The 16,297-nt window shown below is 50.1% G+C and carries 11 protein-coding genes; 3 read left to right on the forward strand and 8 right to left on the reverse strand.

Annotation, left to right across the window (positions count from 1 at the left end; translation table 11 throughout):
• The first annotated feature begins 87 nt into the window (after positions 1-87).
• Positions 88-2,424, forward strand: a complete 2,337-nt coding sequence (locus MHB49_RS19345; protein WP_405152620.1) for a helix-turn-helix domain-containing protein — start codon at positions 88-90, stop codon at positions 2,422-2,424.
• 10 nt (positions 2,425-2,434) lie between these two features.
• Here the strand turns inward: MHB49_RS19345 and MHB49_RS19350 are convergent, their stop codons facing one another.
• Genes MHB49_RS19350 through MHB49_RS19375 form a run of 6 tightly spaced genes read right to left on the reverse strand, consistent with a single transcriptional unit; the run spans position 2,435 to position 12,460 of the window.
• The gene (locus MHB49_RS19350) at positions 2,435-3,451 is read right to left on the reverse strand and encodes a glycosidase (protein WP_405152621.1); all 1,017 of its coding nucleotides are present in this window, start codon (positions 3,449-3,451) and stop codon (positions 2,435-2,437) included.
• 2 nt (positions 3,452-3,453) lie between these two features.
• Positions 3,454-6,594, reverse strand: a complete 3,141-nt coding sequence (locus tag MHB49_RS19355; protein ID WP_405152622.1) for an alpha-mannosidase — start codon at positions 6,592-6,594, stop codon at positions 3,454-3,456.
• Positions 6,595-6,597: 3 nt separating this feature from the next.
• Positions 6,598-8,901 (reverse strand): glycoside hydrolase family 3 N-terminal domain-containing protein, encoded by a 2,304-nt coding sequence (locus tag MHB49_RS19360; RefSeq protein ID WP_405152623.1) that lies wholly within the window; start codon positions 8,899-8,901, stop codon positions 6,598-6,600.
• 31 nt (positions 8,902-8,932) lie between these two features.
• A complete protein-coding gene (locus tag MHB49_RS19365) occupies positions 8,933-10,543 on the reverse strand; it encodes an extracellular solute-binding protein (protein ID WP_247897765.1) in 1,611 nt (536 codons plus the stop codon).
• Between the two features lie 38 nt (positions 10,544-10,581).
• A complete protein-coding gene (locus MHB49_RS19370) occupies positions 10,582-11,493 on the reverse strand; it encodes a carbohydrate ABC transporter permease (protein ID WP_405152624.1) in 912 nt (303 codons plus the stop codon).
• Between the two features lie 16 nt (positions 11,494-11,509).
• Positions 11,510-12,460, reverse strand: coding sequence for an ABC transporter permease (locus MHB49_RS19375; RefSeq protein WP_405152625.1), 951 nt, complete (start codon positions 12,458-12,460; stop codon positions 11,510-11,512).
• Positions 12,461-12,659: 199 nt separating this feature from the next.
• On the opposite strand from MHB49_RS19375, the gene MHB49_RS19380 reads away from it, so the two are divergent.
• Positions 12,660-12,791 (forward strand): hypothetical protein, encoded by a 132-nt coding sequence (locus MHB49_RS19380; RefSeq protein ID WP_405152626.1) that lies wholly within the window; start codon positions 12,660-12,662, stop codon positions 12,789-12,791.
• A gap of 29 nt (positions 12,792-12,820) precedes the next feature.
• Positions 12,821-14,101 carry a glycoside hydrolase family 125 protein gene (locus MHB49_RS19385; RefSeq protein WP_405152627.1) on the forward strand — a complete coding sequence of 427 codons (1,281 nt, stop codon included), beginning with the start codon at positions 12,821-12,823 and terminating at the stop codon, positions 14,099-14,101.
• A 126-nt stretch (positions 14,102-14,227) separates the two neighbouring features.
• Here MHB49_RS19385 and MHB49_RS19390 read toward each other — a convergent pair whose 3' ends face one another.
• Together MHB49_RS19390 and MHB49_RS19395 are read right to left on the reverse strand one after the other, a co-directional pair.
• Positions 14,228-14,626 (reverse strand): GNAT family N-acetyltransferase, encoded by a 399-nt coding sequence (locus tag MHB49_RS19390; RefSeq protein ID WP_405152628.1) that lies wholly within the window; start codon positions 14,624-14,626, stop codon positions 14,228-14,230.
• Between the two features lie 151 nt (positions 14,627-14,777).
• Positions 14,778-16,292, reverse strand: a complete 1,515-nt coding sequence (locus tag MHB49_RS19395; protein ID WP_405152629.1) for an ABC transporter substrate-binding protein — start codon at positions 16,290-16,292, stop codon at positions 14,778-14,780.
• Positions 16,293-16,297: the final 5 nt, after the last annotated feature.

Here is a 16,297-nt window from a genome sequence, read left to right on the forward strand (position 1 = left end):
TTAGCACAAGTGTAATCCAGAAGAGAACAGTGAATTATGACCCCAAGATTTCTTATCCGAATATGTTAACACTGGAGGGACTGCTTCATGGCAAATCCGGCACTCAAGCCATCATTATTCAACAGATTCCGATTCAGCTGGAATCATTTCAAGTCAAGGCTTCTGCTAAAATATGCTTTTTCCTACATCCTGATATTTCTTATCCCGTTGACCGGTGTAACCATTTTTGTATATGAGAACGCTGTCAAAGGCCTGCGTGTAGAAATTGAACAATCCAATGTGAATCAGCTCAATCAAGTGAAGAGCACAATAGATACCCGTATGAAGGAGCTTCAGGAAATAGCGGGGAGAATCGCCTATGACAGGCATCTGACACCCTATATGGTAAAGCATCCCTACTACGGTCTGGAGGCGATTCAGACGTTGGCGAATTACAAAGCCAGCAGCAATATTGCTGAGGATCTACTTCTTTATTTCCATGACGATTCCAACATCTATTCTTACCGTGGTCTGGCTGATCTTCATGTCACCTTTGATACCTTCTATCAGTTCGAGCGATGGACTCCAGAAGAATTGCGGCGGGATTTGAATGAAACCAAGCAGCCAATGGTACGTCCCGCTGAAAATGTAACGGTCAATTCCCGCATGGATCCGATGCTCGTCATGCTTGTACCGATTAAACCAAATGACCCGTTTCCATACGGAACTGTTGTCTATTTGATGAAAGAATCCAATCTTACGGGGGTCATGGATTCAATTTTGAGTGATTTCTCAGGGAGCAGCTATATTTTCGGTCCCTCTGGAGAGGTGTTGACCGCGAACAACCATGGCGTCAGCCTTCCCCAGAGCGAGCTCAAGAATTTATCCGCTCTGGAGCCCGGTATTCATAATCTGGAGCTGGACGGTGAACAATACTCCGTCGTTTCTGTACAATCCGAAGAAAATGGTTGGACGTATGTAACCACGATGCCAAGCTTCCAGTTCTTCAGCCGGGTCGCCCATATCCAAACCCTGATTCTGATCGTCTTCTGTATCACGGTTATTACCGGCATAGCTGCCGCACTGCTGCTGGCCAAAAGGCAATACCATCCAATCCGGGACCTGATGGAATTCGCCAAGCTGAGAGGAAGCGGCAATGATGCGCCCAAGCTCCGCAATGAATGGGAATGGATTCGGCAGACGCTCCACGATTACAGTGCCAGAATTGATCTTCAGGAGCCCTTTGTTCGCAACCAGTGCATGCTGCTGCTTCTCAAGCATGGCAAGCCGAACGATCCCGAAATTGAGCAGATGATCCTCAGCACAGGCTTCAAGCTTCCTCAGGGACAAGGCCTCTACTTCTCGGCGATCTTATCCTGGGATGAAACTGTGCCCGGCGGCAAGTCCTGGCAGGAACGTCATCTGCTGCAGGAAATACTCAGCAATGTATGTTTCTCAGGTCCCGATGCACAAATCTTCGGTGTCGAATTCTCGGTCAAAGACCAGTTTGCCCTGATTATTTCACTTCCTGGCGATGCGGACATGACGGTTCACAACCGTATGGAGCAGGTTATTGACGCCATTCAAGCGATAATCCGCGAACACTCACAGCTGTCTCTGAGTATCGGTGTTGGTATGGCCTACAAAGACCTGGCTCTGCTTAACCAGTCCTTCATCGAAGCCGCTGCAGCTCTGGAGCATCGGATGATTCGGCGCACCGGGCAGGTAACTTATTTCGAGCAGCTTGCAGAGCTGAATCCTGCCAGTGCCGAGAGTTTCTGGATTCCGCGCAAATCCATGCTGAAGCTGGAACAGAGTCTGAAGCAGGGCAATGAATCGGTAACCGTTCAGATGATTGTGGATACGATTGACACGATTAAAGACGAGCCGCTGCAAGTCCATCTGCTGCGCTGCATTTGCTTTGATTTGCTAAACGTTCTCCTTCGCACCGCCTCCGAGCTTGGAATGAATGAAGTGTTTGCCAATATACCGGAACTGACCTCATTTGAAACGCTTGAAGAGCTGGAGAGCCGTCTGCTCTCTCTGGCCGCTGCCATTTGCGCACAGGTCGAGCGGAATACGGAAACAAGTGAATCATCATTAATGGATGACATTCTCGTTTATGTGGACCAGCAGTTCGCAGATTACACACTCAGCCTGGAGCATGTGGCGCTGAAGTTTGCCATTTCGACCTCTTACTTAAGCCGGAGCTTCAAAGAAAAAACCGGCAGCAATTTCTCACAATATATTTGGCAGCGTCGTGTGGATGAGGTCATCCGACTGCTGGAAAATACGAGCGCACCACTCAAAGAAATTATTGAGCAGGTCGGTTATTTGGATGCGCCGAATTTTATCCGCAAGTTCAAAAAAGAAACCGGTCTGACGCCGGGACAGCACCGCAAGGAACATGCCTTGAAGGGGGCTGCTGCGAAAAGACCGGTTTAAGTTGGCGAAACTACTTCGCTTCCTGGAGAATATGCTCTACCAGTTCATCCAAAGGAACAGTTGCGAGCGCAATTGCTGTATCCGTTACTCCGTAATAGATATAGAGTAGCCCGTCTTTGACCACATTTCCGGTCGGAAAAATGACATTCGGAATTTGGAACCCGAATTTCTCGTAGTACGTCTCCGGTTCCATTATGAAATGATGTGTCCGGGCAATGATTTTCTCCGGCTGCTCCAAATCAAGCAGCATGGCCCCCACACGGTAGACAATATCTTCATCGACGCCGTGATATAACACCAGCCAGCCCTTGTCCGTACGAATCGGGGGTGTAGAGCCTCCGATTTTCCGTGATTCCCAGGACAAGTTTTCAGCGGTTGCGAGCAGCTTGGGCTCTTCCCAGTTCACTAGATCCTCGGAGTAGGTAATCCACATGGCCGCTTTATCCGTGCCGTAGGCTTCTCCCACATATTCCTCGGGGCGGCGCAGCAGCACGAACTTGCCGCCTATTTTCTCGGGGAAAAGAATGTTGTCCCGGTCATTGATATCCAGAGGCGTTGTGTCTGCTACAAACTCCCAATCCAGCAAATTATCCGATTTCAGAATTGAGGACCGGGTCAGCCAATGTCCCTCCTCTTTCCCCCATCCATCCGGATATTCCGGAATGGAACGCATGGGGACGCCTGCTCCAGTAGGATAATAGCTCATAGCACAAGGACGTAAGGCGTAGTTCAGATAGAAGGTTCCGTCGATTTTGACAATACGCGGGTCCTGGACACTACCATAAGGGAATCCCAGCATATCGGGCGTCACAATCGGTTCATCCTTTACATGTGTAAAGTTCACTCCGTCTTCACTCTCCAGCAGACCCAGGTAATTCTTGCATGGGGTCAGGGAGCCAGCGGTACGCTCAATCATATAAAATTTGCCGTTATCGATGATGACCGCAGGGTTGAAAACCGTAACCTTGCGCCATTCATAGCCGCCAGGGACGACAATAGGATTATTTGGATGTCTTGTGATTTGCATATCTATTCCTCCTGCGATTCATGTTCGTGATAGAGTTTGATCGTCTGGACCTCATATGGTTTAAAAGAAAGCGGAATCACTCCCTTGGAAGTCTCCACCGAACCAATCTCACTCTCCAGGAGATTGACCCGGGAGACGCGGATTTCCTCATCCTTCCAGTCCAGTACAGCTGTGTCTCTGCTGCCTGAAGATTCGTACAGCCGGACAACCGTTCCGCTTCCGTCCTCTGCACTTTTGATTGTATCCAGCATCACATGATTGCTTCTAAAGTCGAGCCAAGCATGAGTACTTGGATAGCGGCCGGAATGAGACTCTTCGCTGATCACCTGCAAGGGTTCATTCAGCACTGCTGCTTCCCGTACAACGTCTGCTTGCCGCCATTCCCCGGCGTGTGGATACACGGAATACGTAAATTGATGTTGCCCCTGGTCCGCATAGCGGTCTGGCCAGCGCGGCGAGCGCAGTAGTGATAGGCGCAGCACACCGTCATGAATGTCATAGCCATATTTGCAGTCGTTCAGCAGGCTGATGCCGTAGCCCCCCTCTGACAAGTCCGCCCAGCGATGGCCGCAGACCTCGAATTGCGCCTGTTCCCAGCTGGTGTTTCGATGAGTGGGACGTTCCAGCGCTCCAAACGGAATCTCATACGTCGCCTTCACAGCCACAATATCCACCGGAAAAGCAGTCTTAAGCAGTTTGTGCTCCTCCCTCCATGTAACGCTAGTCCGGAAATCCACCCTCCGGCTGTACCGGGGCAGAATAATCTCCTGCTCAATCAGGGACTCATTCAGCTGCCAGCTGAACTTCAGCACTGTCAGCATAGGTCCGCTGGTGATGACCCGTCGCTCCAGCAGCTTTGCCTTGCCTGCAGGTTGCTGTTCATAACGAGGGTCCAGATCCCAGGCATCCCATAATGGCGGGGTATCATGATAGAACTGCAGTTGATTGCCAGTCTGGCCGGCCTGAAGAATTTCCCGGCCGGCGCTTTTGTCATACCAGCGGCTAATTTCTCCGTCATCATTAAACATAAGAATGTAATGCTCTGTCTCCCATTGCTTCTGAAAAGCGTCTTTGATTGCAGGATCCTCCTGCTGCTTACGCGGCTCTTCTGGCTCCCGCAACCAAATTGTTCGGCAGCCAAAGGCTGGGACATTGCGGACCGAGATAGCCAATGTGAAACTGCTGCCGTCTTCATCCGGGTGCCAGCATTCACTCTCCAGCAGGCCATCTTCATCGAACGCCTGCAGTGCAGCCAAACTTTGGTCCACCTGAAGGTGGATCAGCTCCGTTCGCTCCCAGCCTAAGCTGTTGAAAACCACATAAGGGCGGCCTTCGCCTGATGTGTCCACTGCACTTGCCAAAGTATGGAGTGAGGTGTCCAACACCTGCTGCCCCAAACGGAAGATTTCGGCGTATTGCTCCCGCGACGTGATGTAGACCTCCGGAATGGAAGTGCCGGGAATAATGTCATGAAACTGGTTAAGCAGCAGCAGCTTCCATCCTTCGGCAAGCTCCTGAGCTTGCGGCTGTAAAGGCTTCGTAATACCACTCTGCTCCGCAAAAACGCTCCAGATCTCCGCTTGCCGGTATAAGACCTCTGCCTTGCGGTTGCTTCGCTTATTAAAGGCGTGAGTCGTGAACGTGCCCCGATGAAGCTCCAGATAGAGATCGCCATGCCATGCTGGAAGCTCCGGCTGGCGTAAGCCGATCTCCGAGAAAAAAGCCTCCGCCGTTGAGAATTTGCTGACAGGCTGACCGGGTGCCAGATCGGTGCGAGCCACATACTCCAGCATTTCATGGGTGACGCCACCTCCACCATCGCCATGACCATAGAGCAGCATCAACTCATCATGCTGATCTTTCTGAGCATGAGCCTGCCAGTGCTCGTGAACATCCTTCGGATGGGTATGCTCATTCACCCCATGGTTCTGATAGGCTACGATCTTCGTTCCATCAATGCCGACCCAGTGGAACAGCGTATGAGGAAAGGGATTGGTATCATTCCAGCCCAGTTTGGTCGTCATAAAATAATCAATGCCCGCTTGCTTAAGCAGCTGCGGCAGAGAAGCGCAATAGCCAAAGGTATCAGGCAGCCACTCAATTGTGGAGCGTTTACCGAATTCCTTCATATAGAAACCTTGGCCATACAGCATCTGGCGCACCAGTGATTCTCCCCCGGGGATGTTCAAATCCGGCTCTACCCACATGCCTCCGACCAGTTCCCATCGGCCTTCGGCGATCCGTTCCTTGATCCGCCTGTACAGCTGCGGATAATGCTCCTTGGCAAAGGCATAGAGCTGAGGCTGGCTTTGGGAATACCTGAATTCCGGATACTTGTCCATTAAAGTGCAGACCGTGGAGAAGGTCCGGCTGACTTTTCGCACGGTTTCCCGGACCGGCCATAACCAGGCAACGTCGATATGAGACTGGCCTACCATGTGCATCGTTCCTGGAGACAGCCCCTCTGGCCTGTCCGCCGCAGCTTCAGCCCGCAGCTGCTTTTCAGCCGCTGCGACAGCGCTGCCGTCAAGGATCACCTGCTCCTTCATGTAGATCGTGTCCATCACCCGCTCCAAGGCTTTCCCGCTACGAATACGGCGCATATCCGCTTCTGGCAGCAGCAAGGCAGCTTCATGCACGGTTTTCACCGTATGCAGCAGACTGTATACGTGAGGATTCACATGCACAAGAATGATTTCAATCCCTTCCAGCGGTGACTTGATCACTGCCTGGCGGTTGAGCGGATCCTCCGGTTCCGGCACCGGATCATACAGTTCGATGTCCAGTTGAAGCTCTTCACCCGCAGTCCTGGATGGCAGCGGAATGAACCAGTGATTGCTGTCCAGTCCATGATATGGCTCTCCATTAATTTTCAAGAGGCCCTCTCCTCGACCCAAGTAGAGCAGTGCAGCCTCGTCCGGCGGCCAGTGTTCCGGGAGCATTGTCTGATGCTGCAAGAAATACGTAGTGCCGTAGCCCCCATCAAGCTGTGAGATTTTACAATTCGGATGAAAGTCTCCTTCATGCTCATAGCTTCCGGGTAAGAGATAGCGGGACTTCCGCATACTCCACTCCTTTAGCTCAACCTTCTCTGCCCACTGCCGCTCTGCCAGCCATTCGATAAAACGGTTCATACGTTTCATGGCTTAGTCCTCCTCTCTGACCTTAAGCCGTGCCGTCAAATATTCTTCGGAGTGCGGACCTGCCATCACGACAAACTCCCCTGCCTCCACGATCCGCGATAAATCAGCCGAAACGTACTCTAACTGTTCCCGACCAACGCTGAACGTCACCGTTTGGGTGTCACCCGGCAAAAGACTGATCTTGCGGAAGGCTTTAAGTTGCTTCTCGGGACGGGTTATGGAAGAGTCCAGATCGGAAATGTAGAGCTGGACAACCTCACTGCCCGTTCTGGCACTTGAGTTGGTAACATCCACCGAGACAAGCGCTTCACCATCCGTAGCAATGACGGAGGGCTCTACCTTCAAATTGCTGTATTGGAATTCACTGAAACTGAGTCCGTAGCCAAATGGGAATTCGGCATTGAAATCCGTCTCCAGATACCGCTTTCCTCTTGTACGCCGTTTATAGTAATAAACGGGAAGCTGGCCGACATGCTTCGGAATGCTGATCGTCAGCCTTCCAGAGGGATTTACGTCGCCGAAGAGAATATCGGCGATGGCATGTCCGCCTTCCTGACCCGGGTACCAGGCTTCCAGAATGGCGTCAGCATGCTCTACAATCCATGGCTCGGCAATCGGACGGCCATTAATATAGACCACGATCAGCGGCTTACCCAGGTTACGGATCTCCTGCGCCAGTTCAAGCTGTACCCCCATCAGATTCAGCGTGGCCCGGTCAATGCCCTCACCGCACTCCATATCGCTCCAGGAATGTTCGGTTACAACAGAAGCACCTGTGAGGAGATCGATTGTTCCTTCCCCGAAGTCCCTGGCGCTGGAGCCACCAATCGCGAGCACAACAGCATCAGCCTCGGCTGCACAGGCCAGCGCATGGGGAAATCCTTCCCGGGAATCGCCTTTGATTCGGCAGCCTGGTGCATATAGGGCACTGTCCTGGTCGCCGCCCAATGCTTGCCGGATTCCCTCCAGTACAGTAACAATTGCGCCTTTTGGCTGGGGTGAGGTGTAGTCACCCAGTTGATTGTATGGCGCATCTGCATTGGGGCCAATCACGGCTAGCTTCGGGATTTGCTTGCTAAGAGGCAGTATTCCGTCCTTATTCTTGAGCATAATAATGCTTTCGCCGGCAATCCGTCGCGCCAATTTCCGGTGCTCCGGCCTGCCTATCATCTGTTCGGCATGCTCCGGATCGACTAAAGGACGGTCGAACAGTCCAAGCTTGAACTTCAGCTCCAGGATTCTGGCGGCAGCTCGATCCAGATCATACTCTTGCAGGCGTCCATTTCGGATTGCAGCAGAGATGTGCTTCTCGAACATCTCACCCGACATCTCCATATCGATTCCGGCCAGCAGCGCCTGGGCTACGGCCGTTTCCCCGCTGTCCGCTGTATTATGGCCATTCGTCAGCATACCCAGCGCACCGCAATCGGTGATTACGAAACCATCGAAGCCCCATTGCTCCCTCAACACATCCTGCAAAAGATAACGGTTGGTGGTGCAGGGCACCCCGTCTATTTCGTTATAGGCGGTCATAATGGACAACGCTCCGGCCTCCACCGCTTTGCGGAAGGGCAGCAGGTCCACCTCATGCAGCTCACGGAGTCCCATATGCACTGGCGCTGAATTTCGTCCGCCTTCCGAACTGCCATAAGCGGCGAAATGTTTCAGGGTGGCCAGTACGGAATCCTCTGCATCCAGCCGGTCTCCCTGCAAACCCTTTACCGCCTCCACTCCCATAGTTGCAATCAGGAATGGGTCCTCACCAAAGGTCTCCTCCGTCCTCCCCCAGCGCGGATCACGCACCACATCAAGCACCGGAGAATACGTTGCCGCTCCACCCTGGCTGCGGGTTTCCAGGGCTACTACCTGACACATCTCCCGGTACAGCTCTGGATTCCACATACTGCCCAAAGCCAACGGAACTGGAAATACCGTGGCGCCTATAGCCATATGTCCGTGCGAACATTCTTCCCCGAACAGAATAGGAATGCCAAGCCTGCTCTCCTTCATGGCGAAAGCCTGAATGGCATTAACCGCCTCAGCACCTTCCTTCGGGGACAAGCCTGTCTCCAGTGTGACGCCAGTCCATGGATCTGCACGCAGTGTTCCATATAAGGAGCCGACGCCTCCGCCTGCAACCTGACGCTTAAAAGCTTCCGTCATACCCGTAGTTCCATCTGGGCGCTTCTCATAGCACTGCCAGCCGAAAGGCTGAACTAATTGTCCAGCCTTTTCTCCAAGAGTCATCCGTTGCAGCAGGTCCTGTACCCGATCCGCCACAGGGCGTGTTTTATCCTTATAAATCATTTCTTACAGCACCTTTCTGCGCAGAGCCTCATTAGTTGGATTTCCAGCGGTCATAGGCAGCCTGATTGATTTCAGCTACACGTTCTCCGCCCATTTTCTTAACGGTTGCCACATAATTGTCCCAGCTCGTGAGCGGCTCGGCACCGGTGATGAATTTCGCTTCCATCTGGTTCACATATGTGGTCAAATCAGAGTTCAAGCTGCTGATTTCGGTCTGCTCTTCCACCGTTAGAAACAACGTCGGGAATGGAATCCGTGCGCCTTTGTCAAGAAGCTTCTGCTTGGTTTCCTGCTCGACCCAGAGGTCAAAATCGGTCTTTAGCCCTTTGCTGATATCATCCATGGACAGCGTTGGAGCGGGAATGCCGTAGTTAGGCGTCAGAGTTGCCCGGTAATCCTCCATCTCCTTGCCGTCCGGTACCGGCAAGTACTTCTTGACCCGGTTCTCTTTGTCGGTGTATTCCCAGAGAATGCCCTCCGGCCCTTTATTGAAGAACATGGCCCCTTCATAGGAATAGAGATAGTCCACCCAGCGCATAGAGGCTTCCGGCGAGGGATTGCTCTCCGTGATGGCAAATGCACCCGTTGTAATCCCTCTGTTCTTCGCAATCGCAGGCGCAGCAACGGATTCGCTGCGGACAGGTGCAAACATCGGATCTGCTGTTGAAGGCTCCCCGCCCTTGGACATGTAAGCATGCCAGTCGGAGAAGAGAGCAACTTGATTATTCTGCGTTTTGGCCTTCTTCTGCTCCGCCGTCTGCGAGAAGCTCTCATGATCCAACAGGTCTTCGGACCACAAGCGGTTCATGTAGGTCAAATATTCCTTATAGCCTTCTTCAAGCGGTGTGTAATGCACTTTGTCCGCATCGTCCACGTAAATTTCTTCTTCATATATACCGAAGGCGCCAAGCAGCCAGGTACGGATATCGCGGAGATTTGCAGCGGGTGTTGTCACCGAAGAAAGCGGGATTTCATCAGCTTTGCCATTGCCGTTCGGATCTTCCTCCTTCACACGCTTCAAGTAGGTATACAGCTCTTCTGTCGTTTCGGGAAGCTTGTCGATATTCAACGCCTTCAGGAAGTCCCCGTTATACCACATCGGATTGCGGTACCAGTGCTGGCTGAGTTCTACTACCGGCAAGGAATAGATGTGCCCGTCCGGTGCTGTAATTGATTTGCGGACTTCGGGATTCTCCTCCAGCAGTGCATTGAAGTTGGGAGCGTATTCTTTGATCAGATCCTCCAGTGGAATGAGGATACCCTGCTCTCCGTAATTCATCTGCTCTGCAGTCGTCAAACCGGCAGCATAGAGAATATCCGGGTAATCACCGCTGGCGAGCACCAGATTCTTCTTGGTCTCGAAGCTGTCCTTAGGTGCATTCTTGTATTCCAGCGTAATGCCAGTCTTCTCCTGCATCTGCTGGAGCACCGCCATGTTCTCCCAGTTCTGAATCCCTACGTCCGGTGCCATAAGCGTCAGAGTAACGGATTCATTGACAATCGGAAAACCTTCCTTATTCACAGCAACCTCTCCGGTACCGTTATTCCCTGCACCTTCGTTTGAATTGCTGCAGCCTGCCAGCAGTGAAAGAACCAGAGCTGAAGACATCATAAGCTTCCATGGTTTGCGTATGGTATGCATGAATAATTCCTCCCTTGTTATTATTACATCTTAATCGGTTAGCCTTTAACAGAGCCAATCATGACTCCTTGGACAAAGTAACGCTGCAAGAACGGGTAGACCGCTACGATGGGTAGTGTAGAGACGACAATGACTCCGTATTTGATCAGCGATGCTGTTTCTGCTTTATTATTCATGGCAATTGCCACCTCGCCGTTCATTGAAGCGCCTGTAGTTTCGGCCGACATTTCCTGAAGGACAAGGATCTGGCGCAGAACCATCTGCAGCGGATACTTGGCTTCATCATTCAAATAGATCAGAGACGGGAAGTAACTGTTCCAGTGACTTACTCCATAGAACAAAGCCATAACGGCTACAATCGGTGCTGACAGCGGTAAAATAATGCGAATGAATAGCTTCAAATTCGTACAGCCGTCGATATGCGCCGCTTCCTGCAACTCTTTTGGAATGGTCGTCTGAAAAAAAGTGCGAGCCACGACGATATTCCAGACCGAAGCGGCCACTGGCAGAATCAATGCCCACATGCTGTTAATGAGTCCAAGGTTCTTGACCAGCAGATACGTCGGTACAAGTCCGCCGCTAAAGAACATCGTGAATAGAATGAGGCCCATGAACAGTTGGCGACCAACAAAATCAGACCTGCTGAGCGCATACGAGGCCGGCAGCGTAACGGCGAGATTGACCAGAGTCCCCACCACCGTGTAAATGATCGTATTCCAGTACCCATTCCATATCTTTGGATTCTCAAAAACAAGCTTGTAACCGTCCAATGTCACATTCTTTGGAAACAGCCACATGGCCCCCGAATTGACGTCCTGCGGCGAACTGATAGAAGCGCTGAGAATGTAGATCAGCGGATAGAGAATAACCAACAAGGCAAGGCACAAATAAATATAAGTGCTGATCAGAAAAAGCTTGTCCCCTCTGGATTCTTTCATGGCAGTAACCAAAGACTTCAACTCCTTTCTACCAGAGACTGTTCTCACTGGTGCGTTTGGCGATCTGGTTGACAGTAACAAGCAGAATAACGTTGACTACCGAGTTAAACAATCCGACAGCCGTTGAGAAGCTGTACTGGGCGTTCACCAGACCAGCACGATATACATAGGTGGAAATTACATCGGAAGCTTCCATATTGAGCGAATTCTGCAGCAGCAGAATTTTCTCGAAACCTAGGCCCAGTATATTACCCATATTTAAGATTAGCATGATTGTAATGGTGGGTACGATCGTCGGCAGATTGATATGCAGCATCCGTTTAATTCGGCTTGCTCCATCCACAATGGCCGCCTCATGCAGCTGGGGATCAACGCCTGACAGAGCCGCGAGATAAATAATGGTTCCCCACCCGGTGCTCTGCCAGACGCCCGATAAGACATACACCGTCTTAAACCAGGCTGGATCGGTCAGAAATTCCGCTGGTTGAAGGCCCAGGAACTCGATGAACCGGACAATCATTCCGCTGGAGGGTGATAAAAAGGTAATAATCATCCCTGCCATAACAACGACTGAAATGAAATGCGGCGCATAGGTGACCGTCTGTACCGATTTCTTGAACGGGCCGTTGCGGACCTCATTAAAGGCCAGTGCCAAAATAATTGGCAGCGGAAACCCGATAGCCAGTTCATAGAAGCTGATGCTGAATGTGTTCCAGAGCAGATCCCAGAAAAAATAGGAATTGAAGAACCGTTCAAAATGGTCAAAACCAACCCAATCGCTGCCCGTAATTCCTTTCGAAGGTACGAAATTCTTAAAAGCAATCTGAATGCCGTACATCGGACCGTAATGAAAAACGAGGAAATACAATAACGCGGGAAGCATGAACAGATAGAGTTCCCAATTTTTCCAGATTCTTTTGCCAAGGGACTTGTTCTTTAATGAAGGATTTCCGGATACTGCAGCATTACTCCCCTTCATTCTCCCACTCCTCTCTATAGTAGTTTTCGTTACATAAAATCATGTAGCCGCATCACATTCTTGCTGACTGCCTTTCATGCGAGCGCTTACAAACCCAAGTGTAGTGAAACAAGGCTGACAGCGTAAATATGTAGGTTCTGCATTGTCATGTTAAGAGATTGTAAAATCGCGCTGCTGCGGTGCGTTCCAGCATTTTTGGATGTGGAACCTGCAGAAAGAGCATAGCAGCAAATATGTGAATTATGAACCTGACTTCGCGCTGCAAAAGTTACATATTGCGATCCACCAGGCAGGTATGCAAACATTTGCTACGCATGCCAAAGCTAAATAATTGACTAATATTGTAGGAGGATTTATACCATGAACCTGCCAGCTTCCATTACCGCCTATCTTACTGAAGCCGATGAACGGCTTGCACATCATCCGAAATTGCAGCAATTGTTCCGTAACTGCTTTCCGAATACGCTGGAGACAACAACCAAGTTGCTTGAAGACGGCACTACTTTCGTATTTACCGGGGATATTCCGGCTATGTGGCTGCGGGATTCAACGGAACAGGTGCGTCACTACATTCCTTTTGCCAAAAATGATCCTGAGCTGCAACGAATTCTCCGCGGCTTGATTGCCCGGCAGATGTTCTATGTTAATATTGATCCTTACACCAATGCCTTTAACGAAACGGCGAGCGACAAGCATTACCGGGATACCGATGATTGCAATCTGAACCCGTGGATGTGGGAGCGCAAATACGAGCTGGACTCCCTCTGCTTCGTTGTACAGCTGGCGTATATGTACTGGAAGGAAGCGGAACAGACAGATATCTTTGATAACGCCTGCTACCAGGCGCTGACCTCCATCGTGAATGTTATTGAAACGGAACAATATCACGGAGAGAAATCACCCTACCATTTCATCCGACTAACGCTTCAGGACACGGAGACTTTGCACAATAACGGACGCGGCATGCCTGTCAACTATACCGGCATGAGCTGGTCGGGCTTTCGCCCGAGCGACGACAGCTGCGAATTCGGCTACAATATTCCCTCCAATATGTTCGCTGTAGTCATTCTCGACTATATCCGCGAAATCACAAGCGTCATCTATAAAGACGAAAGACTGGCGGCTCGGGCAGCGAAGCTGCGCAAGGAAATCGACTTCGGCATCCGCACCTACGGAATTGTGAATCATCCGAAATACGGCAGAATCTATGCCTACGAAACAGACGGATACGGCAATTATTCTCTGATGGATGATGCCGGCACACCCGGCCTGATGTCTATTCCTTATATTGGTTATGTAGGTGTGGAGGATGAGATTTATCAGAATACCCGCCGCTTTGCTCTCAGCTTCGACAACCCTTTTTACTTTGAGGGTAAATATGCCAAAGGCATCGGCAGTCCTCATACACCGGGAGGTTACGTGTGGCATATGGCGCTATCCATGCAGGCGCTGACGGCAGATAACGATGAGGAGATCAAAGAACTGATCGATATGCTTATCCGGACCGATGCGGATACCGGATATATGCACGAAGGCTTCCATCCGGATGATCCATCCGATTTTTCACGTGAATGGTTCGCCTGGTCCAACAGTTTGTTTGCTACTCTGATCGTCAAAGCGATGGACAAGGGAATTGTCTAAGCTGACAATAGTATCTATACATCTATAGAAAAAACCGGCTGTGGTCATCCTGCATACAGGATGGCCACAGCCGGTTTTTGATCTGAAGATGAAAAGAATCCAGACTCGATCCCTTTTCGCAGAAAGTTACCTTGTTCTTGGAATTAGGAATGCTTTCTCTGTTTTCTCAAAGCCAAGTTGAGGATAATATTCCATAGCTGTCGGTGCAGAGAGTAACAATAACGCTACTTCTTCTCCTAAATGATTCCTCAAACGTTCAACAAGCTCTTTTCCAATACCTGTCTTCTGATATTCCTTGCACACCGCTAAATCTGATAAATAACAGCAATAAGAGAAATCTGTAATCGCTCTTGCAATCCCTACTAGATTTACACCATCCCAAGCAGAAATAATAACATTTGCATTTGTAATCATTCTCTGAATTCGATCCAGATTGTCTGACGGACGTTTTATTCCAGAACTTTTAAACAACCTCGAGACATCATCAGGACAAAGTTGAGCATTAATTTTATATACTATTTCCATATAAGTTCCCCCATATTTTTCTTTATATGAAACAACATATACAGAAAATTGCAATGTTTGAAGGTCCAATTTCGAATATTTTTGCTAGTCCAATTATATATAGTATGAGCTCTCAATATAGGAAAACTTCCTTGTAACCATCAACTCCTCTTTAAGGATGGTCAACGCGCCAAGCATCGAGCTGCCTTTGCATTTCCTCCCGCACTTCGTCCAGACCCGCCTGCTTCAGCTCCTCGTTGAATTTGGGCAGTACCCTGTCGACATCCACACTACCGGTCATCAAGCTCGGATAGTACTTCTCCCAAACCATTTTTATAAGGTTGACTTGAATGGAAACACTGGTTAAATCCGGCGTGAATCCGAGTAACTTTGATTTGACATATTCTGCGTTTGCTGCCCGGTACTGATCCCATTTATCCAATGGATCGGGATATTTTCCGCCGATTGTTTTGAGAATGAACCAGTTTCCCTGCGTGTACTGCACACCTTCATAGCCAACTGGTACAACTGAATCGTCGCCGCTGCCTTCGGAAGATTTCAGCAGGACCTGCCCGTTCTTGTCCAACGTATAATGCACACCTTCAATACCGTAATTAAACAGATTGCGGATCTCCGGGTCTGTGTTGAGCAAATTCAGAAACTTTACACTTTCAACGGGATGCGCTGACTTGGCATTTATCGCCATAATTCCACCGCGAACAGACTCCGTTGTGATCAGTGGCGGGGTCACCGGATAAGCAACCACCTTGTAGCCGCGGTCCTTGCTCCAGCTATTTTCCGAAAGTGGTCCTCCTCCCGCAGCTTTCCAGAAAACTCGTTCCTCACGTTTGAGATTTTGGCTCTCCCGCAGAGCGGCGTCTTCATTGATGTAACCCTTAACGTAATAACTGCGGAGTGTATCCAGTACCTGCCTTGCTTCCGTTGTCTCAAAAATATTGATCACTTGCGCATCTGTATCCAGAGAACGCACCATGAGCGGTAGCGGTTTGTCCAGCACATATTCGTAACCGTACATGGCAAAGAAGTTCTGGGAGTCCTTGTCCATCTCCATCAACTGATAGGAGGGTTCCTTTTCCTTGAGCATTTGGAACAGCGGATCCAGAGATTCCAGGGTATTGTACTTTGTAATGTCGATGCCATACTTTTTGATAAGCGTCTCAGGATACATCCACTGCATGCGAACCGCAAGCTCCTTGTTCGTGGGCACGCCGTAGATGCCGCCGTCTTCCATGCGGACACCCTGCCATAAAACGGGATCTATTGCATCATACATATCCTTGCCGAAGCTGGATAAGTAGCTGTCCAGTCTGAGCCAGGCTCCCCGCTGAACGTAGCTTGAATAATCCGTCGTAAAAGCAATGTCAAAAGGGGTTCCTGTTGAAATTAGCGTATTGATCCGGTCATTGTACTCCTGCCACCCAACCTTTATGTATGTAATGGTGATTCCGATTTTTTGGGCCAATACTTCGTTGATTTTATTGTTGACCATCTTCAGATCCGGGTCAGGATTGCCGAGTGTATAATAAATCAGATTCACCGTGTTGATATGATTGTCAGGTTCTTCGTTCATGCCCGAACTTGAGATACAAGCGGACAAAGGCAGCACTAACATCGCTGTAATCAGGACAGCCTTGATGACCGTGTTCTGGATACATGGATGTATCATTCAGC

The sequence above is a fragment of the Paenibacillus sp. FSL K6-0108 genome (genome assembly GCF_045040695.1).
GTDB lineage: Bacteria > Bacillota > Bacilli > Paenibacillales > Paenibacillaceae > Paenibacillus > Paenibacillus pabuli_B.

What these genes read in the sequence shown, in the direction of transcription:
- MHB49_RS19345 (WP_405152620.1), top strand. Translation starts at nt 88, where the DNA reads ATGGCAAATCCGGCACTCAAGCCATCATTATTCAACAGATTCCGATTC.
- MHB49_RS19350 (WP_405152621.1), bottom strand. Translation starts at nt 3,451, where the DNA reads ATGCAAATCACAAGACATCCAAATAATCCTATTGTCGTCCCTGGCGGC.
- MHB49_RS19355 (WP_405152622.1), bottom strand. Translation starts at nt 6,594, where the DNA reads ATGAAACGTATGAACCGTTTTATCGAATGGCTGGCAGAGCGGCAGTGG.
- MHB49_RS19360 (WP_405152623.1), bottom strand. Translation starts at nt 8,901, where the DNA reads ATGATTTATAAGGATAAAACACGCCCTGTGGCGGATCGGGTACAGGAC.
- MHB49_RS19365 (WP_247897765.1), bottom strand. Translation starts at nt 10,543, where the DNA reads ATGCATACCATACGCAAACCATGGAAGCTTATGATGTCTTCAGCTCTG.
- MHB49_RS19375 (WP_405152625.1), bottom strand. Translation starts at nt 12,460, where the DNA reads ATGAAGGGGAGTAATGCTGCAGTATCCGGAAATCCTTCATTAAAGAAC.
- MHB49_RS19380 (WP_405152626.1), top strand. Translation starts at nt 12,660, where the DNA reads ATGTGGAACCTGCAGAAAGAGCATAGCAGCAAATATGTGAATTATGAA.
- MHB49_RS19385 (WP_405152627.1), top strand. Translation starts at nt 12,821, where the DNA reads ATGAACCTGCCAGCTTCCATTACCGCCTATCTTACTGAAGCCGATGAA.
- MHB49_RS19390 (WP_405152628.1), bottom strand. Translation starts at nt 14,626, where the DNA reads ATGGAAATAGTATATAAAATTAATGCTCAACTTTGTCCTGATGATGTC.
- MHB49_RS19395 (WP_405152629.1), bottom strand. Translation starts at nt 16,292, where the DNA reads ATGATACATCCATGTATCCAGAACACGGTCATCAAGGCTGTCCTGATT.